Below are 18,126 nucleotides of genomic sequence, written 5' to 3' on the forward strand. Positions count from 1 at the left end.
CTCCCGGCGCTCCGCTTCCGTCGGAGAAATCCCTCATCGGCGACAGGCTCGTCGTGCAGACCGACGGCAGGCAGCACGAGGCGGCGCATCAGCGCGCACTCGACCGGCAGCACCTCGGCGCTCACTCCGGTTCTTCCGGATCGGTCAGCCCGCGAGGGCCTCCCGCACCAGGCCGAGCAGCCGCTCCGTGCCGTCGAGGGCGCCCGCGCCGCGGGCCCGTTCCGACATGGCGGCGAGCCGCTCCTCGTCGCCGAGCAGCGGGATCAGCGTACCGCGCACCCACTCCCCCGTCAGCTGCGCGTCCTCGACCAGCAGGGCCCCGCCCGCCTCGACGACGCCCGCCGCGTTGAAGCGCTGCTCGCCGTTGCCGTGCCCGTAGGGCACGAGGACCGCGGGGACCCCGAGCCCCGCGAGTTCGCTGACGGTCGTGGATCCGGCCCGCGAGACCGCGAGATCGCAGGCGGCGAACGCGAGATCCATGCGATCGCAGTACGGGATCACGGTGTAGCCCGCCACGCCGGGGTCCTCGAGCTCGGTGAGGCCGCCCCAGACGTGGAGCACCTGCGCTCCCGAGGCCACGATCTCCGCGGCGCATCCCGACACCCCGCGGTTGATGGCGCGCGCGCCGAGCGAGCCTCCCGTGACGAGCAGCGTGCGCCTCTCGGGATCGAGCCCGAAGTGCTCGCGCGCCTCGGCCCGGAGCCCCCGCCGGTCGAGCGAGGCGATCTCCGGCCGCAGCGGCATGCCGGTGACGCGCGCGTTCGGGATCGGGGTGCCGGGGAACGTGACGCCGACGTAGGGGGTCGACCTCGCCCCGAGCCTGTTCGCGAGCCCCGGCTTCGCGTTCGCCTCGTGGATCACCACGGGCACGCCCTCCTTCGCCCCCGCCCGGTAGGCGGGAGCGGAGGCGTAGCCGCCGAAACCGACGACGACATCGACTCCGCGATCGCGGATCAGCGCGCGCACCCGCCGCACCGCGCGGGGGAACCGCGCGGGGAAGCGCAGCGCGGCGAGATTCGGGCGACGCGGGAACGGCAGGCGCTCGATGGTCTGCAGCTCGTAGCCCCGCTCGGGCACGAGCCTCGCCTCCAGCCCCTCCTTCGTGCCGAGCACCACGATGTCGGCGCCGGGCTCCTCCGAGCGGATGAGGTCGGCGAGCGCGAGCAGGGGGTTCACGTGACCGGCGGTGCCTCCGCCGGCGAGCAGGTAGGTGGTCATCGTGTCCTTTCAGCCCCGGCCCTGTCGTGGGCCGCGGCGAGTTCCGCGCGGTGGGCGGCGCCGTCGCGCGCGATGGAGATCACCACGCCCATCGCCAGCAGGCAGGCGATCAGCGCGGTGCCGCCGGCGCTGATGAGCGGCAGCGGCACCCCGAGCACCGGCAGCACGCCGATCACCACGCCGATGTTGACGAAGGCCTGGCCGACGATCCAGACGAGGATGCCGCCGACCACCGCCTTGCCGAAACGGTCGCGGGCGCCCGCGATGACCCGCAGCATGACCGCCGCGAGCACCACGAAGATGACGATCACGAGCATGGCGCCGATGAGGCCGAGCTCCTCGCCGATGATCGCGAAGATGTAGTCGTTGTCGGCCGCGGGCAGCCACGACCACTTCGCCTTCGACCCGCCGAGGCCGACGCCGAAGACGCCGCCGCCCGCGAGCGCCCAGAGACCGTGCAGCGGCTGCCAGCCGAGTCCGCTGTAGTCCTCGTTGCCGCTCGCGTGGCCGAAGAGCCGATCCAGGCGGTTCTGGCTCGTGACGACGAAGAAGAAGGTGGCGAGGATCGCGCCGCCCGCGATCACGCCGAGCGAGCGCCAGCTGATGCCCGCGAAGTACATGGCCCCGAACACGGTGGCGCCCATGATCAGCGTCGTGCCCAGGTCGCGGCCGAGCAGCACGAGCCCCAGCACGATCACGGCGCCCGGCAGGATCACCGGGATCAGCTCGTGCCGCATCTGGCCGAGCAGGGGCTCCTTCGCGAGCAGGACCGCGCCGATCCAGACGACGAGGGCGAGTTTCAGCGCCTCGGAGGGCTGCCCGCCGAAGCTGCCGATCTGGATCCAGTTGCGGTTGCCGTAGACCTCGACGCCGAGCGGCGTGAACACGAGCAGCTGCAGCGCGATGCCGAGGCCGAGGAAGGCCCAGGCCCACTTCTTCCAGAACGTCACGGGCATCGCCGCGGCGATCAGCATGAGCGGCAGGCCGATGATCGCGTAGGTCGCCTGGCGCCAGAACCCCCCGAAGAAGCCCTGCTCGGCGACGTACGAGGTGATCGACGAGGAGGACAGCACCATGATCAGACCGATCCCGACGAGCAGGAACGTGATCGCGTACAGGAGCACGACGGTCGGGTCGGAGCCGAAGTGCATCGCTCCGCCGAGGCGGATCCGCGCCCGGCCCGGCCCGTCAGCTCGCGTCGGCTCCGGCGGGGTCGCCATCCGCCTCACCTCCGAGCGAGCTCACGGCCGCCTGGAACTTGCGGCCCCGGTCCGGGTAGTCCTTGAACTGGTCCATCGACGCCGCCGCCGGCGCGAGCAGCACGGTGTCCCCCGCCGTCGCGAGCGAGGCCGCCGCGCGCACCGCAGCCGTCATGATCTCCCCGGCGAGACCGGCTTCGGCTCCCTCCGGATCGACGCCGGTCTCGCCGGGGACAATCTCGACGAGCGGCACGGCGGGCGCGTGCTCGGCGAGCGCGGCGAGCACCTCCGCGCGCTCGGCCCCGATTACGACCGCGCCGCGCAGCCGGTGCGCGTGCGCCGCGACGAGCTCGCCGATGTCGACGCCCTTGAGCAGGCCCCCGACGATCCAGACCACACCGTCGAGGGCCCGCAGCGAGGCGTCGGCGGCGTGCGCGTTCGTGGCCTTCGAGTCGTCGATCCAGACGACGCCGTCCCGCTCGCCGAGCCGCTGCGCGCGGTGCGGATCGGGGGTGAAGGTCAGCACGGCCTGCGCGATCTCCGCGGGCTCGACGCCGCGGGACCGTGCGAGCGCCGCCGCGGCGAGCACGTTCTGGACCATGTGCGGGGCAGCGAGCCCGCGCTCGGCGAGCTCGGCGACGGAGACCAGCTCGAACGCGGAGTCCCGCCGCTCGGCGTGGAAGCCGCGGTCCACGAGGATCCCCTCGACCACGCCGAAGCCGCTCGGCGGCGGCACGTCGAGGCCGAAGCTGATCGCCCGCGCCCCCTCCACCACGTCGGCCTCCTCGACCATGCGCTCGGTCGCCGCATCCGCGCGGTTGTAGACGCAGGCGACCTGGGTGTTCTCGTACACCCTCGCCTTCGCAGCCCGGTACGCCTCGGCGCCGCCGTGCCAGTCGAGGTGATCGGCCGCGTAGTTCAGGCAGGTGCTCGCGTACGGAGAGATCTCCCCGAGGCGGTGGAGCTGGAAGCTCGACAGCTCCACCACGATCGCGTCGTACCCCTCGGGGTCGCGCAGCGCGTCGAGGATGGGCGTGCCGATGTTTCCCGCCGGGACGGCACGCACCCCCCCGGCGACGAGCATGTGCGCGGTCAGCTGCGACGTGGTCGTCTTGCCGTTCGTGCCCGTCACGCAGATCCAGTCGGCGACGCGGCCGGTCTTGTCCCGCAGCCGCCAGCCGAGCTCGATGTCGCCCCAGACCGCGACCCCGCGGTCCTCGGCCCATGTCGTGAGCGGGTGGTCGGGCCGGTACCCGGGAGAGACGATCACCAGGTCGGGATCGAAGGCCGCGAGGTCTGCGAGCTGCTCCTCGTCGCCGGGGGCGGCGAAGCGCTCCGAGCCGATGACGTCGAGCAGCCGCTCCCGGTCGGGGTCCGGGGCGCCGTGGATCACGCGCACGCGGGATCCGAGCTCGACGAGGGTGTCGGCGACCGAGAAGCCGGTCACCCCGAGGCCCAGCACCGCGACGCGCAGCCCGGACCAGTCGTCGTGCCAGCTCGAGAGCGCCCGCACCCGCTCCGCGACGGCTCCTGGTTCGATCTCCTCGTTCACTGGCTCAGCACCCACTCCGCATAGAACGCTCCGACGCCCACGACCACGAAGAGCCCGGCGACGATCCAGAACCTGACCACGACGGTCACCTCGGCCCAGCCCTTGAGCTCGAAGTGATGGTGGATCGGGCTCATGAGGAAGATGCGCCGCCCCTTCGTGACCTTGAAGTAGAGGCGCTGCACGATGACCGACCCGGTCTCGATGATGAAGAGCCCGCCGATGAGGACGAGCAGCAGCTCGGTGCGGCTGAGGATCGCGAGCGCCGCGATCGCGCCGCCGATACCCATCGAGCCGGTGTCGCCCATGAAGACCTGCGCGGGATTCGTGTTCCACCACAGGAAGCCCGCGAGACCGCCGAGGAACGCCGCGGAGATCACCGCGAGGTCCATGGGGTCGCGCACCTCGTAGCAGCCCGGTTCGAGGGCCACGGAGCAGCTCTGCGCCGACTGCCAGAATCCGATGATCAGGTACGCGCCGAAGGCGAAGATCGCCGCGCCGGCCGCGAGGCCGTCGAGCCCGTCCGTGACGTTCACCGCGTTCGTGGTCGAGGTGACGATGAGCACCACCCAGAGCACGACGAGGCCGATGCCGACGACGGCGCCGAGGGCCATGAAGTCGAACGGGAGGTCGCGGAACAGCGAGACGCTCGTCGAGACCGGGGTGACGCCGGCCTCGTTCGCGAACTGCAGGCCGAGCAGCGCGAAGGCGACCGCGACCGCGACCTGGCCGACGATCTTCGCCCAGCCCCCGAGACCGGCCGAGTGCTGCATGCGGGCCTTCATGAAGTCGTCGATGAAGCCGACGGCCCCCGCGCCCACGGCCATCAGGATGACGAGGAGCGCTGAGGGAGTGGGCGTCTCGCCCATGATCAGCTTGCCGACGAAGTAGGCGATGACGGAGCCGGAGAGGAAGATCAGGCCGCCCATGGTGGGCGTGCCGCGCTTCACCTCGTGCTCCTTCGGGCCGTCGACCCGGATCGGCTGGCCCCAGCGCAGGCGGTTGAACACCCGCACGAAGAGCGGTGTGAGGAGCAGCGAGTAGAGCAGCGAGACGCCGCCGGCGATGAGCAGCGCGATCACGATTCGGCCCCCTCGGCGTCGACGGCGTAGGTCTCGCCGAGGCGGTCGCCGAGCCGCCTCAGCCCGGCGGCGTTCGACGACTTCACGAGCACCGTGTCGCCGGGCTCGAGGGTCCGGCGGAGATGCTCGAACGCCGCGTCCTGATCCTCGAAGAAGACGCTCTCGCCGTCCCACGATCCCTCGTTGACCGCGCTGATGTGCAGGTGCCTGGCCTCCGGGCCGACCACGACGAGCTCGGTGATGCCGAGGCGGACCGCCTGCAGGCCGATGCGCCGGTGCTCCTCGATGGAGAACTCGCCGAGCTCGCTCATCTCGCCGAGCACGGCGATCGAACGCGCCCCGGGCGCGGTGATCTGCGCGAGGGTGCGGAGCGCGGCGCTCATCGAGTCGGGGCTCGCGTTGTAGGCGTCGTTGACGATCGTGACGCCGTCGCGGCCGCCCATGACCTCCATGCGCCAGCGAGCCGCGACCGTCGCGGCCTCGAGCGAGGCGACGACCTCGGCGAGCGGCAGGCCCAGTTCGAGGCCCACGGCCGCCGCGGCGAGGGCGTTCATGACGTGGTGCTCGCCGAGCACGCGGAAGTTCACGGGAGCCGCCTCCCCCCCGGCGTGCAGGGTGAAGCGGGTGCCGGCGGCGTCCGAGACCACGTTCTCCGCGCGCACGTCGGCGTCGGACCCGAGGCCGAACCAGACCACCCGGGCGCGGGTCAGCTCCGCCATCCGCGCGACCCTGGGGTCGTCGCGGTTCAGCACGGCGACAGCGGTGCCGGGCAGATCCCTCACCATCTCGCTCTTGGCGCGGAAGGTGCTCTCGATGCCGCCGAACTCGCCCGCGTGCGCGAGCCCGACCGACAGGACCACGCCGATGCGGGGCGGGGCCATCGCCGTGAGCCGGGCGATCTCGCCCTCCGCGCTCGCGCCCATCTCGGCCACGAGCGTGCGGGTCTCGGCGCTCACGCGCAGCATCGTGAGCGGGCCGCCCACCTCGTTGTTGAACGACTTGGCGGAGGCGACGGTGGGGCCGAGGCGCTCCGCCATCGCCTGCACGAGGTTCTTGGTGGTCGTCTTGCCGTTGGAGCCGGTGATGCCGACGATCGTGAGCTCGGGGCGATCCGGATCCGCGGCGTGGGCGTCCGCCGCGGCCGCGAGAGCGCGCCGGACGACCTCCGTCGCCAGCGCGCCGAGCGCGTCCGTCGCGTCCTCGACCACGATCTGCGCGACGCGGTCGTCGACCTCGCGCTCGACGACGAGCAGCGCGGCTCCGCTGTCGACCGCCTGGCCGGCGAAGCGGTGGCCGTCGGTCTCCTCGCCCCGCCTCGCGAAGAAGATCTGGCCGGGCCGCACCTCGCGCGAGTCGGTCTGGGACTCCCCCTCCACCACGGTCGAGGCGGTGGAGCCGTCGCGGCCCGGGACGAGCCTGCCGCTCGTCGCGCGGGCGATGTCGTCGAGTGTGAGTTCGATCACGGGAGCAGTCCTGCCTCGCGGAGCGCTCCGCGTACCTCGTCACGGGCCGAGTAGGGGATGTGCCGGCCCGCGACCTCTTGATAGTCCTCGTGCCCGGGACCGGCATACAGGATAACGTCTCCGGGTTGCGCGAGCGAAACGGCGCGGCGCACGGCGACGCGCGGATCCGCCTCCTCGATCACCTCCGCGCGCCCCGCGGCGCGCGCGCCCGCGAGCAGCTGCGCGCGGATCGCCGCGGGGTCCTCGCTGCGGGGGTGGTAGTCGCAGATGATGAGCACGTCGGATCCCTCGGCCGCGATCCTGCCCATCTCCTCACGCTTGGTGGTGTCGCGGTCGCCGTCGGCGCCGAACATGAAGATGACCCGGCCGGGCGCGACCTCCCCCAGGGCGTCGAGGCAGGCCCGGAAGCTCCCCGGCGTATGCCCGTAGTCGACGTAGAAGCGGATCCGACCGGAGCCGCCCTCGCCGGCCTCGGCGCTCTCGCCAGCCGCCGTGATCTCCTCGAGCCGCCCGGGGATGTACACCGGGATCCGGCCGCGGGTGAGGCCCGCGGCCACGCGCTCGAGCGGGATCCCCGCCTCGTGCAGCATGATGAGCGCGAGGGCCGCGTTCTCGGCCATGAACCGGCCGAACAGCGGCACGCTGCCGCGGAAGTGGGCGCCGTGCGGCCCCTGCAGCACGAACGAGACGCCGTCCAGGCTCTGCCGCGTCACGGCGAGGTGCCAGTCGGCGTCGGCCCCGTACTCGGTCGCGAGACGGGTCACCGGGATCCGCGACTCGCGTGCGATCCGCTGCCCGTAGGGCGTGTCGACGACGACGACGCCCCGCTCGGCGTGCTCGGGGCCGAAGAGCCGCGACTTCGCCGCGAAGTAGGTCTCCAGATCGCCGAACTCGTCGAGGTGATCCTGGGAGAAGTTGTTGAAGGCGACGACGTCGAAGCGGACGCCGTCGAGCCGGTGCCGCACCACGGCCTGGGCCGACACCTCGATCGCGATGCCGCCCACGCGCTCCTCGCGCATGCGCGCGAGCAGCCCGTGCAGCTCAGAGGCCTCCGGGCTGGTGAGATCGCTCGGGATCACGGTGTCCCCCACCCGGCGCTCGGCGGTCGAGCTGAGCCCCGGGGTGATGCCGGCGGCGCCGAGCAGCGCGGCGAGAATGTAGACGACGCTCGTCTTCCCGTTCGTGCCGGTGACGCCGAAGACCTTCGCGTCCAGATCCTCCGTGCCGTAGACCGCCGCGGAGACGTCGCCCATGACCTCGCGAGGATGCACCGGCGAGACGAGCGCCGGCAAGCCCGCGCCGACTGCGAGCCGGGCGCCGGGCCCGTCGGTCAGCATCGCGACCGCCCCCCGCTCGGCGGCCTGAGCGGCGAACTCGGCGCCGTGCCGCCGGGCCCCGGGCATGCCGATGTAGAGGTCGCCCGGGCGGACGTCGCGCGAGTTCAGCGACACACCCGTCGCGAAGCGTCCGGAGAGGTCGCCGTCGCTCGCGAGGTCGAAGCGCGCCGCCAGATCCGGAAGGTGCACGCGTTCGGGGTGCTGCGGCCTGATGCTCAGCGCCTCATCGGTACTCACGGGATTCTGCCTCCTGAGCCGCTGCCGGCTCGTAGTTCTAGTAGGTGACCGGCAGGGGCTCGTACGCCCCGGTCGACGGTGGGACATGGAAGGTTCGGATGGTCGCCTCGGCCGCGCTGCGGAAGGCCCGCTGGGCCGCGACGCCGCCGTTGCCCGCCTTCGGGAACGCAATAGATGCTACCGCGACATACTGGGGGTCGTCGGCCGGGAAGACCCCGGCGAAGCTGCTCACGAAGTCGGGGCGGTAGCCGCCCTGGCCGTCGGGCTGCTCGGCGGTTCCGGTCTTCCCCGCGACGCGGTAGCCGGGCACGCTCACGTTGTCCTTGATCCAGCCCTCCTGCACGTCGGCCTCCAGGATGTGCATCATGGTCTCGGCCGTCTCGGGTTTCAGCACCTCGACGGGCTCGCCGTGGTCGGACTCGGCGAGCTCCCCCTCCGCGTCGACGCAGCCGCGCACCACGCTCGGGGGCATGCGCACGCCGTCGTTGGCGATCGTCTGGTAGACCCCGGCGGTCTGCACGATGGTCGAGGAGAGCCCCTGCCCGAACATCGTGTTGTACGAGGTCTGCCGATCCCACTCGTCCACGGGGTAGAGCAGGCCTGAGTCCTCGACCGGCATGCCGGCCTGCGTCGCCTCGCCCACCCCGAACCGCTGCAGGTAGTCGTAGCGGGTCTCCTCGCTGAGCCGGCTGCCGAGCATCGAGATGCCCACATTGGAGGAGTTCACCATGATGCCCGTCAGGGTCCACGGCTCCTCGCCGTGCGAGAAGGAGTCCCTGAACTGCACCCCCGGCTCGGGCGACCAGTTCGCCGGGGTGAGCTGGGGGGTGAACGGCGTCGCCGCCCCCTGATCGATGAGCGCGGCCGCGGTGATGGCCTTGAACGTCGAGCCCGGCTCGTAGGGGCTGACGAAGGAGCGGGCCTCCCGCTTCGCCGGATCGGAGGCGTCGACGTCGTTCGGATCCACGGACCCGTCCTCGGCGACCGCGAGCAGTTCGCCCGTCTTGATGTCCATCACCACGAGGTAGCCCCACTCGGCCGCGACGTCCTGCACCTGCTCGTTGATCGTCTGCTGGGCCTCCCACTGGAGATCCCGGTCGATCGTCAGCTGCACGGTGCCGCCGTCGACGGTCTCCTCCGTGACCACGACGCTGCCGGGGAGCGCCACGCCGTCGGCGCCGCGCTCGTAGACCTCGGAGCCGTCCTGCCCCGTGAGGCACGCGTCCTGCGACACCTCGACCCCCGACTGCGGCACGTCCTCGAACCCCGAGAAGCCCACGATGTTGCCCGCCACGCCGCCGTTCGGATAGGTGCGCGTGTGATGGCTCTCGAAGGTGAGCCACGGGATCCCGAGCTCTTTCAGGCGGTTCAGCGTCGACAGGTCGACCTGGCGCTTCACGTAGGCGAAGTCCGACTTCTCGTCGATCTCGAGCGCGTCGTCGACGATCTGCTGGATCTCCTCGGCGCTCTGCCCCGTGACCTCGCCGATCTCGGCGAAGGCCTGCTCGGCGGTCACCTCCTCCGTGCCGATGCCGCCGTCCGCGGCCGGCCGGTGGAAGATGCCGTCGTTGATCTGCGTGTTCTTCGGCGAGAGCTGCACGTCGTAGCGCTCGTCGGTGGTGGCGAGCACCTCGCCGTTGCGGTCGACGATGTCGCCCCGCAGGCTCGGGATCGTGACGGGCACGGCGCGCTTGTCGCGCGCGTCCTCGTTCAGCGCGCTCGCCGAGACCACCTGGAGGTCGACGAGACGCACGGCGAACACGAGCGCGCCGACGGCCACCAGCAGCAGCGCGAGGGCGCGGCGACCCCGCAGGCGACGCTGAGTCCGCATCTCTCCACTTCCCCTCTGCTGAGCCGGTGTCCACGGGCCGCGGACACGCTAGTGCGTCTTGGGCGCCGGCAGTTTGCCCTCCCACCGTACCGGCGGCTGGTTCTGAGTTTCCGCAGAGGCGGTGCGGGCGCTGTCGCGGGTGACGAGCAGGCCCTCGGCGTCCACGACCGGCATCGACTCGAGGGTCGCGTTCGGCACGAGGTTGCCCTTCACCGCCTCCGTCGGCGAGGTGAGATCTCCGAGCACGGCGCCGTCGCTCAGCCGCAGCGCCGCGGGATGCGAGTTCTGCACCATGCCGAGCTGCGCGGCGTTCTCCGCGAGGTTCTGCGGCGAGGCGAGCTTGTCCACGTTCTGCTGCAGCACCCGCTCGACCCGCAGCAGGTCGCGCTGCTCGAGTTCCAGGGCGCGGGTCTCGTAGGCGCCCTCGGAGATGGCGATGCTCAACCCGAGCTGGGTGGCGAGGATCACGAGCACGAGGCCGACGGAGACCAGGGCTCCGAGCAGCGGTCCGCGCTTGCGTGCCTGCCGGACCGAGGGCCGGGCGAGGCGGAGGTGGCGCTCCTGCGCGTCGGGGTGCGACTCGGGGAGCCCGGTCGCCTGCCGGCCGTCGCGCCGCGCGCTCAGCAGGTCGCGGGCGATGGGCACGGTGTTGCTCATGACGCCTCCCTCGTCCGCTCGGCGGCGCGCAGTCGCACCGGGATCGCTCTGGGGTTGATCGCTCGTTCGTCCTCGCCGGCGAGCTCGGCGCCGCGGGTCAGCAGTCTGAACTCGGGTCGGTGCTCGGGCAGCTCGACGGGAAGCCCGGCGGGTGCCGTCGAGCGGCTGCGCCTCGCGAGCTCCCGCTTCACGAGGCGATCCTCGAGCGACTGGTAGGCCATCACCACGATGCGCCCGCCGAGGCCGAGCAGGTCGAGGGCCGCGGGGATCGCGCGCTCGAGGGCCGCGAGCTCGCCGTTCACCTCGACGCGGAGCGCCTGGAAGACCCGCTTCGCCGGGTGGCGCTGATCCCGCACCGCCGCCGGAGTGGCCCGCTGCAGGATCTCGACGAGCTGCCCGCTGCGCTCGATCGGCGCCTCGGCCCGCGCTGCGACGATGGCCCTCGCGTAGCGGGCCGCGAGCGGTTCCTCGCCGTAGCGCTCGAAGATCGCGCGGAGACGGCCCTCCGGTGCCTCGGCGAGCACCTGCGCCGCGGTCTCGCCGCGCTCCTGATCCATGCGCATGTCGAGGGGCGCGTCCTGCGCGTACGCGAAGCCGCGCTCGGCGTCGTCGAGCTGCAGGGAGGAGACGCCGAGGTCGAAGAGCACGCCGTCGATCCTGCGGTGGCCGGCGCCTCGCACGGCGTCGGCGATCTCGTCGTAGACGGCGTGGGTCGGCACCGCCCGGTCGCCGAAGCGCGCGAGGCGGCGACCCGCGAGGGCGAGCGCCTCGGGGTCGCGGTCGAGCCCGATCACGGTGAGGCCGGGGTGGGCGGCGAGCAGGGCCTCGCTGTGCCCGCCCATGCCGAGGGTCGCGTCGACGACGACCGCCCCCGGCCGGGAGGCCGCGGGCGCGAGCAGCTCGAGGCAGCGCTGCAGCAGCACGGGGGTGTGCAGCGCGCTCGGGTCACGTGTTTCTTCGTTCATGTGAGGTAGCCCGGGGCTAGAACATGCCCGGGATCACCTCCTCCTCGATCTCGGCGAATGCGGATTCCTGTTCGGTGAGGTAGCGCTGCCAGGCCTCGGCGTCCCAGATCTCGGCGCGGGTGCCCGCTCCGATCACCGCGAGATCGCGGTCGAGCCCGGCGTACTCGCGCAGCGCCGCGGGGATCGTGACCCGGCTCTGCTTGTCCGGGGTCTCGGCGTGGGCTCCGGAGAGGAAGACGCGCAGGTAGTCCCGCCCCTGCTTCGAGGTGATGGGCGCCTGACGGATCCGCTCGTGCATGCTGGCGAACTCCTGCTCGCTGAACACGTAGAGGCAGCGCTCCTGGCCTCGGGTCATCACGAGGCCGTCGGAGAGCTCCGTGCGGAACTTCGCGGGGAGGATGAGGCGGCCTTTCTCGTCGAGCTTCGGCGTGAACGTTCCGAGAAACACCGGCCACCCCCTCTCGACGTCTCGACCCAGTACCGCCACCTTACTCCACTTTCCTCCACTTTCCTCACCTTCGACTCCAACTTTTCGGTGCGAGCACCGGGGAGGCGCGAGATTCCGCGGGAGTGCGAGATCCCCTCTGCGGAGGCAGGCTCGCGATCGCGTTCAGCTCACCGGTGCGCCCGTCCGCTGCTCGCGCACGCGGAGGCTTCCTGCACTCGGGTCGTGAGGTCCACGGCCTTCGCGTCCGCTCCTCGCGCACGCGGAGGCTTCCCCCCAGGACCCGGCGAACGGCGGCTATTTCACTGCGATGCGCGCGTTCTACGGCGAAAACTCGCCTCTCGAGCCCAGCTCTCCCCTCCGCCGGCTCCGCGCGGGGCGGAGATCAGGTGGAGCGAAGTGGAGCGCCAGGTGGAGGGCTTCGGGGAGCGGAGTGGAGGAGAGAGCGGACCGGGCCGGGCCACCCGGCGAGCCGACCAGCATCCGGGGGCACAAAAAAGGGACCGTGGCTCAGCCACGATCCCTCGACGTTCTTCAGTTCTTACAGCCGCTATCCGCTCACCCCGCGGCAGAAGCCGCGCCGCGGGCGGCACCGAGCGCCGACTCCCAACGCTTCGCATCGGGAGCTAGCGCTCCACCCCTCGCTTCGCTCCGTGGGCTGCCTCCGTGGGCGGCACCGAGCGCCGACTCCCAACGCTTCGCATCGGGAGCTAGCGCTCGCCCTCCATGCGCTCGTTCCAGCGGCGCTCCATGCGCTCGCTCAGCGTCTCCCGCGCGGCCGCACCACCGTCGCCGGCGCCGCCCGGCCCCTGCTCGACGCGGGCGTCGCCGACGGGCTCCTCGCCCCTCGGCGAGAACACCAACACCGCGCCGCCGAGCATCACGGCGAAGCCGATCAGGCCGAGCCACAGCTGCTGCGCGGCCACGCCTCCGATCAGCACGCCGACGCCGACGAGGGCCACGACGATCCCGAGCACCAGAGCCCGGTAGCTCACCCGCCGGCGCGAGCCGGACGCCGTGTGCATGACATCGGCCTCGCTCTGGTACAGCCGGCGCTCCATCTCATCGAGCATCTGCTGCTCATGCTCTGACAGCGCCATGACGGCCTCCCGAAGTCGGTGAAATCCTTGTCACTCCAGTCTACGACTCGGCGGCGGCGCTAGGCTAGCTGCGTGCACGAAACCACCCGACTCGCAGGGCTTATTCAGGAGCGGATCACCGATCGGCTCGCCGAGCATCGTCAGCTGCTGGAACCGCTCGGCCCGGATGCCGCCCCCCTGCTCGACGAGGCATTCGACTTCCTCTCCGGCGGCAAGCGGTTCCGCGCCCAGTTCGCCGTCCTCGGCTACCGCGCGGTACGGCCGCTCGACCTCGACGGGGAGATCGACGCCGAGCTCGGACGAGTGCTCGACGCGGCCTGCGCGCTCGAGTTCTTCCACGCCGCCGCACTCATCCACGACGACGTCATCGACCGCTCCGACACCCGGCGCGGCCGGCCGGCCGTGCACCGTGCCTTCGCCTCCCTGCACGGGCAGAGCGGCTGGCGCGGCGCGGCCGACCACTTCGGCCTGGCCGGCGCGATCCTGCTCGGCGATCTGCTGCAGTCGTGGGCGGACGAGCTCATGCAGAGCGCGACCGAGGCGGGCGACGACCGGCGGGGCTCCCGAGCCGCGCGCGAGCACTTCAACCGCATGCGCAGCGAGGTCGCCGTCGGCCAGTACCTCGATGTGCTCGAAGAGCAGCAGCCGGCCTTCGCCGACGACCGCGAGCAGCTCGAGCGCTCGACCCGCGTGCTCGTCTACAAGTCGGCGAAGTACAGCGTCGAGGCGCCGCTGCTCATCGGCGGGGCGCTGGCCGGCGCCACCGAGGAGCAGGAGCGGGCGCTCGCGGCGTTCGGTCTCCCGGTCGGCGTGGCCTTCCAGCTGCGCGACGACCTGCTCGGCGTCTTCGGGGACGAGGAGGTCACCGGCAAGCCCAGCGGCGGCGACCTCACCGAGGGCAAGCGGACCGTGCTGGTCACGCTCGCGCGCCGCGACCTGCCCACGACCCAGCGGCTGATCTTCGACGACCTGCTCGGCACGGGCGACCTCGACGACGAGCAGATCGTGATGCTGCAGCGCACGATCCGGGACAGCGGAGCGGTCGAGCGCGTCGAGGAGATGATCGCGCGGAACGTGGAGCGCGCCACGCGCTCGCTCCGCGAGGCCCCGATCGCCGAGGACGCCGCGGCGAGACTGACCCTGCTCGCCGAGCGCACCACTCAGCGCAGTCACTAGCGGCGGGCGCCGCCCGGAAGCGAGCTAGAAGGCGAGCGCCTGCGTCGCACGCCGGACGGCGCTCTTCCGGCCGGCGTTCAGCGCGTCGATAGGGCGCTCGCCGAGCTCGTCGTTCTCGGAGAGGAGCCAGGCGACGGCGCCCTCCTCGTCGAGACCCGCGTCGAGCAGCACGAGCAGCGTGCCGCGCAGCGACGGCAGCGGACGGTCGCCCTGCACGAACCCGGCGGGCACGCGGAGCACGCCGTCGATCCGCACCGCCGCGAGCTGGTGGTCCTCGATGAGGCGGCGCACCTTGCTCGGGGTCATGCCGAAGCGCTCGACCAGCTCTGGGATCGTCAGGAAATCTGTTTCGGTTGCGGAGAACTCAGCCACGTCTCCACTCTGCCACGAAATCGCCCGGGAGTTCTGCACGCGCCGCCCACCATCCCGGTTTCCCCAGCACCTCTTCCGTAGAATCTCGATGTGACCTCCGCCCCAGCAGACCCGATGATCGGGCAGACGCTCGACGGTCGATACGTGATCCGTTCGCGCATCGCCCGGGGCGGCATGGCGATGGTCTATCTCGCGAACGATCTGCGCCTCGAGCGGCGCGTCGCGGTGAAGGTCATGCACGAGCACCTCGCCGACGACGAGAACTTCACCCGGCGCTTCGACCAGGAGGCGCGGAGCGCCGCGAGACTCGGGCACCCGAACGTGGTCAACGTCTTCGACCAGGGGCACGACGCTGGCCGCCCCTACCTGGTGATGGAGTACCTGCCGGGCATCACGCTGCGCGAGCTGCTGAAGCAGCAGACGCGACTGACCGAGGAGCAGGCGCTCGAGGTCGGCGAGGCCGTCCTCGCGGGCCTCGCCGCGGCCCACCACGCGAAGATCGTCCATCGGGATCTCAAGCCCGAGAACGTGCTGCTCGCCGACGACGGTCGCATCAAGATCGGCGACTTCGGCCTCGCGCGCGCGGTGAGCGCGAACACCACGACGGGGCAGGCGCTGCTCGGCACCATCGCCTATCTCTCCCCCGAGCTCGTCACCCGCGGCGTCGCCGACGCGCGCAGCGACATCTACGCCTTCGGCATCATGATGTTCGAGATGCTGACCGGCTCCCAGCCGTTCACGGGCGAGCAGCCCATGCAGATCGCCTACCAGCACGCGCACTCCGAGGTGCCCCCTCCGTCGTCGCTGAGCGCGGAGTCGACGCCCGAGCTCGACGAGCTCGTGCGCTGGACCACCCAGCGCGAGCCCGACGCCCGCCCGCGCGACGCCGGCATCGTCCTGGATCACCTCCGCGCGATCCGCCGGGGCGGGTCCGCACCCGGCGCCACGCAGGTGCTCCCGGCGACATCGGTGCTCGCGACGCCGTCGACGGCCGTCCTCGACGGTGCGCAGCAGGCGGCGCTCGCGGGCGGCCCGGCAGCGCCGGCCCCCGCGAAGAGCGACCCCGAGCCTCCCGAGACGCCCCCGACCCCGATCGATCGCGCGTCGTCCGTCGCCCGCAGGCGCCGGAGACGCGGCAGGATCGCGGCGCTGTGCGTGCTGCTGCTGACCGCGCTGGCGGGCGGGGCGGGCTGGTGGTTCGGCCAGGGCCCCGGCTCCCGCGTGCTCGTTCCTAGCGTCGCGGGCGCCGAGATGGCCTCCGCCCAGGACACCCTCACCGAGCTCTCGCTCGTCCCCGAGGTGTTCGAGTGCTCGAGCGTCGACGTGCCAGCCGGCTCGGCCGTGCGCACGGAGCCCGACGCGGGCACCCGGGTGGATCGCGGCACCGTCGTGCGGCTGTGCCAGTCGACCGGGCCCGAGATGCTGCCCGTCCCGCTGCTCGTCGGACTGCCGGAGCAGGACGCGCAGCGCGCGATCGAGGACGCCGGCTTCACGATGGGCGAGATCGCCGAGGAGCGGTTCGACGGCGGCGCCGCCGGCACCGTCATCGCGGCCCTCGGGCAGGACGGAGAGGCCCTCGCCGAGCTCTATCCCGAGCGCGCGGTCGTCGATCTCATCCTCTCGGCCGGTTCGATCCCGGACGTCTCGGGGAGCACGGTCGAGGCGGCGACGGCCGCGCTCTCCGAGAGCCGTCTCACCGTCGATCCAGCGCTCAACACCGAGGCCCACAGCGACACCGTCCCCGAGGGCCAGGTGATCGGCGCGGTCTTCGCGACGGACCCGGTGACCCCCGGCGACTCGGTCGGTCTGCAGATCTCGCTCGGCCCCGAGCTCTTCGAGGTGCCGGACGTCTCGGGCAAGAAGATGCGCGAGGCGGTCCAGATCCTGCGCGACGCGGGCTTCACCCCCGTGACGGGGGTGCCCGAGCTGCTGTGGAACGCCGTGCGGGTGGAGGGCACCTCCCCCGCCGCCGGCGAGCGGCTGCCCCGCGGCGCGAACGTCGACCTCAACTTCGAGCTCTGAGACGCGAACGGGCGGCCTCCCCGAGGGAGACCGCCCGTTCGGCGGACGCGAGCCGCGACCGTTCCGGCTAGCGCACTGTCCGCTTCAGCTCCTCGGCCACCTGGAAGGCGAGCTCGAGGGACTGCATGTGGTTCAGGCGCGGATCGCACAGCGACTCGTACCGCGTCGCGAGCGTCGCCTCGTCGATGTTCTCCGACCCGCCGAGGCACTCGGTGACGTCGTCGCCCGTGAGCTCCACGTGGATGCCGCCGGGGAAGGTGCCGACCGCGCGATGCGCCTCGAAGAAGCCGAGCAACTCGTCCATGACGTCGTCGAAGCGCCGCGTCTTGTACCCGGTCGCCGTGGTGATCCCGTTGCCGTGCATCGGATCGGTGACCCACAGCGGCTGCGCGCCGGCGTCGCGGACGCCCTCGAGCAGGCCGGGCAGCACGTCGCGGATCCTCCCGGCCCCCATGCGGGTGATGAAGGTCAGGCGACCGGGCGTGCGCTCGGGATCGAGCCTGTCGATGAGCCGCAGCGCGTCGTCCACGGAGGCCGTGGGACCGAGCTTCACGCCGATCGGGTTCTCGACCTTCGAGAGGAACTCGACGTGCGCGCCGTCGAGATCGCGGGTGCGCTCGCCGATCCACAGGAAGTGTCCGGAGGTGTCGTAGGCCTTCCCGGTGCGCGAGTCGATGCGGGTCAGCGGGCGCTCGTAGTCGAGCAGCAGCGCCTCGTGGCTCACGAAGAACTCGGTGCGGGTCAGCGCCGAGTGGTCGACGCCGCAGGCGTCCATGAAGCGCAGGGCGCGGTCGATCTCCGCCGCGAGCGACTCGTAGCGCTGGTTGGCGGGGTTCGAGACGAAGCCCTTGTTCCACTCGTGCACCTGGCGCAGATCGGCGAAGCCCCCCTGCGTGAAGGCGCGGATGAGATTCAACGTCGACGCGGAGACGTGGTACCCCTGCACGAGGCGGGAGGGATCGGCGGCGCGCGACTCGGGGGTGAAGTCGTAGCCGTTGACGAGGTCGCCCCGGAAGGCCGGCAGCGTCACGCCGTCGCGGGTCTCGGTGTCGCTCGAGCGCGGCTTCGCGAACTGGCCCGCCATGCGGCCCACCTTGATCACGGGCATCGAGGCGCCGTAGGTCAGCACCACGGCCATCTGCAGCAGGGTCTTGACGCGGTCGCGGATCTTGTCGGCGGTCGCCGCCGCGAAGGTCTCGGCGCAGTCGCCGCCCTGGAGCAGGAACGCCTCGCCCCTCGCGGCGGCGGCGAGGCGCTCGCGCAGCAGGTCGGCCTCGCCCGCGAAGACGAGGGGGGGCTGCGCGGCGAGCTCCGCGGAGGCCACGCGCACGGCATCGGGATCCGGCCACGTGGGCTGCTGCTTCGCTTCCCGAGTGCGGTACGCGTCGAGATCCGCAAGCACCTGCGTCGCTTCGGTTCCGTCTGTCTGGCTCACCATCGATTAACCGTGGCCCTTCGTATCTGGATTGTCTG

The 18,126-nt window shown here is 71.9% G+C and carries 15 protein-coding genes; 2 read left to right on the top strand and 13 right to left on the bottom strand.

Going from position 1 to position 18,126, the window contains the following annotated elements:
- Window positions 1-144: 144 nt before the first annotated feature.
- From JD276_RS09195 to JD276_RS09245, 11 genes are all read right to left on the bottom strand, one after another.
- Window positions 145-1,218 carry a UDP-N-acetylglucosamine--N-acetylmuramyl-(pentapeptide) pyrophosphoryl-undecaprenol N-acetylglucosamine transferase gene (locus tag JD276_RS09195; RefSeq protein ID WP_200115341.1) on the bottom strand — a complete coding sequence of 358 codons (1,074 nt, stop codon included), beginning with the start codon at window positions 1,216-1,218 and terminating at the stop codon, window positions 145-147.
- Window positions 1,215-2,438, bottom strand: a complete 1,224-nt coding sequence (locus tag JD276_RS09200; protein ID WP_200115342.1) for an FtsW/RodA/SpoVE family cell cycle protein — start codon at window positions 2,436-2,438, stop codon at window positions 1,215-1,217. The genes JD276_RS09195 and JD276_RS09200 overlap by 4 nt, the downstream gene beginning before the upstream one ends.
- The gene (gene murD, locus JD276_RS09205; RefSeq protein ID WP_200115343.1) at window positions 2,407-3,969 is read right to left on the bottom strand and encodes a UDP-N-acetylmuramoyl-L-alanine--D-glutamate ligase; all 1,563 of its coding nucleotides are present in this window, start codon (window positions 3,967-3,969) and stop codon (window positions 2,407-2,409) included. Before murD ends, JD276_RS09200 begins: the two co-directional genes overlap by 32 nt.
- On the bottom strand, window positions 3,966-5,048 hold the full coding sequence (mraY, locus tag JD276_RS09210) for a phospho-N-acetylmuramoyl-pentapeptide-transferase (protein WP_200115344.1): 1,083 nt from the start codon (window positions 5,046-5,048) through the stop codon (window positions 3,966-3,968). The genes murD and mraY overlap by 4 nt, the downstream gene beginning before the upstream one ends.
- Window positions 5,045-6,511, bottom strand: a complete 1,467-nt coding sequence (locus JD276_RS09215) for a UDP-N-acetylmuramoyl-tripeptide--D-alanyl-D-alanine ligase (protein WP_200115345.1) — start codon at window positions 6,509-6,511, stop codon at window positions 5,045-5,047. Before JD276_RS09215 ends, mraY begins: the two co-directional genes overlap by 4 nt.
- Window positions 6,508-8,085, bottom strand: a complete 1,578-nt coding sequence (locus tag JD276_RS09220) for a Mur ligase family protein (protein ID WP_307866513.1) — start codon at window positions 8,083-8,085, stop codon at window positions 6,508-6,510. Before JD276_RS09220 ends, JD276_RS09215 begins: the two co-directional genes overlap by 4 nt.
- 37 nt (window positions 8,086-8,122) lie before the next feature.
- On the bottom strand, window positions 8,123-9,916 hold the full coding sequence (locus JD276_RS09225) for a peptidoglycan D,D-transpeptidase FtsI family protein (RefSeq protein WP_200115347.1): 1,794 nt from the start codon (window positions 9,914-9,916) through the stop codon (window positions 8,123-8,125).
- 48 nt (window positions 9,917-9,964) lie between these two features.
- Complete coding sequence (gene ftsL, locus JD276_RS09230; RefSeq protein ID WP_200115348.1) at window positions 9,965-10,573, bottom strand: cell division protein FtsL; 609 nt, start codon at window positions 10,571-10,573, stop codon at window positions 9,965-9,967.
- A complete protein-coding gene (gene rsmH, locus JD276_RS09235; protein ID WP_200115349.1) occupies window positions 10,570-11,538 on the bottom strand; it encodes a 16S rRNA (cytosine(1402)-N(4))-methyltransferase RsmH in 969 nt (322 codons plus the stop codon). The genes ftsL and rsmH overlap by 4 nt, the downstream gene beginning before the upstream one ends.
- Before the next feature lie 16 nt (window positions 11,539-11,554).
- On the bottom strand, window positions 11,555-11,986 hold the full coding sequence (mraZ, locus tag JD276_RS09240) for a division/cell wall cluster transcriptional repressor MraZ (RefSeq protein WP_200115350.1): 432 nt from the start codon (window positions 11,984-11,986) through the stop codon (window positions 11,555-11,557).
- A gap of 707 nt (window positions 11,987-12,693) precedes the next feature.
- Window positions 12,694-13,083, bottom strand: a complete 390-nt coding sequence (locus tag JD276_RS09245; RefSeq protein WP_200115351.1) for an SCO2097 family morphological protein — start codon at window positions 13,081-13,083, stop codon at window positions 12,694-12,696.
- A gap of 72 nt (window positions 13,084-13,155) precedes the next feature.
- Between JD276_RS09245 and JD276_RS09250 the strand changes: the two genes are divergently transcribed.
- A complete protein-coding gene (locus JD276_RS09250) occupies window positions 13,156-14,259 on the top strand; it encodes a polyprenyl synthetase family protein (RefSeq protein ID WP_200115352.1) in 1,104 nt (367 codons plus the stop codon).
- A gap of 24 nt (window positions 14,260-14,283) precedes the next feature.
- On the opposite strand, the gene JD276_RS09255 is transcribed toward JD276_RS09250, so the two are convergent.
- A complete protein-coding gene (locus JD276_RS09255; RefSeq protein WP_307866514.1) occupies window positions 14,284-14,631 on the bottom strand; it encodes an Rv2175c family DNA-binding protein in 348 nt (115 codons plus the stop codon).
- Window positions 14,632-14,745: 114 nt separating this feature from the next.
- Between JD276_RS09255 and pknB the strand changes: the two genes are divergently transcribed.
- The gene (gene pknB, locus JD276_RS09260; RefSeq protein WP_200115387.1) at window positions 14,746-16,653 is read left to right on the top strand and encodes a Stk1 family PASTA domain-containing Ser/Thr kinase; all 1,908 of its coding nucleotides are present in this window, start codon (window positions 14,746-14,748) and stop codon (window positions 16,651-16,653) included.
- Between the two features lie 67 nt (window positions 16,654-16,720).
- Here pknB and JD276_RS09265 read toward each other — a convergent pair whose 3' ends face one another.
- Complete coding sequence (locus JD276_RS09265; protein ID WP_200115353.1) at window positions 16,721-18,091, bottom strand: class II 3-deoxy-7-phosphoheptulonate synthase; 1,371 nt, start codon at window positions 18,089-18,091, stop codon at window positions 16,721-16,723.
- Window positions 18,092-18,126 lie beyond the last annotated feature (35 nt).

The organism is Leucobacter chromiisoli (assembly GCF_016522505.1).
Lineage (GTDB): Bacteria > Actinomycetota > Actinomycetes > Actinomycetales > Microbacteriaceae > Leucobacter > Leucobacter chromiisoli.

Bases quoted from the DNA above. Each gene is read 5' to 3' on its own strand.
- JD276_RS09195 (WP_200115341.1), bottom strand. From the start codon at position 1,218: ATGACCACCTACCTGCTCGCCGGCGGAGGCACCGCCGGTCACGTGAAC.
- JD276_RS09200 (WP_200115342.1), bottom strand. From the start codon at position 2,438: ATGGCGACCCCGCCGGAGCCGACGCGAGCTGACGGGCCGGGCCGGGCG.
- JD276_RS09225 (WP_200115347.1), bottom strand. From the start codon at position 9,916: ATGCGGACTCAGCGTCGCCTGCGGGGTCGCCGCGCCCTCGCGCTGCTG.
- ftsL (WP_200115348.1), bottom strand. From the start codon at position 10,573: ATGAGCAACACCGTGCCCATCGCCCGCGACCTGCTGAGCGCGCGGCGC.
- rsmH (WP_200115349.1), bottom strand. From the start codon at position 11,538: ATGAACGAAGAAACACGTGACCCGAGCGCGCTGCACACCCCCGTGCTG.
- JD276_RS09245 (WP_200115351.1), bottom strand. From the start codon at position 13,083: ATGGCGCTGTCAGAGCATGAGCAGCAGATGCTCGATGAGATGGAGCGC.
- pknB (WP_200115387.1), top strand. From the start codon at position 14,746: ATGATCGGGCAGACGCTCGACGGTCGATACGTGATCCGTTCGCGCATC.
- JD276_RS09265 (WP_200115353.1), bottom strand. From the start codon at position 18,091: ATGGTGAGCCAGACAGACGGAACCGAAGCGACGCAGGTGCTTGCGGAT.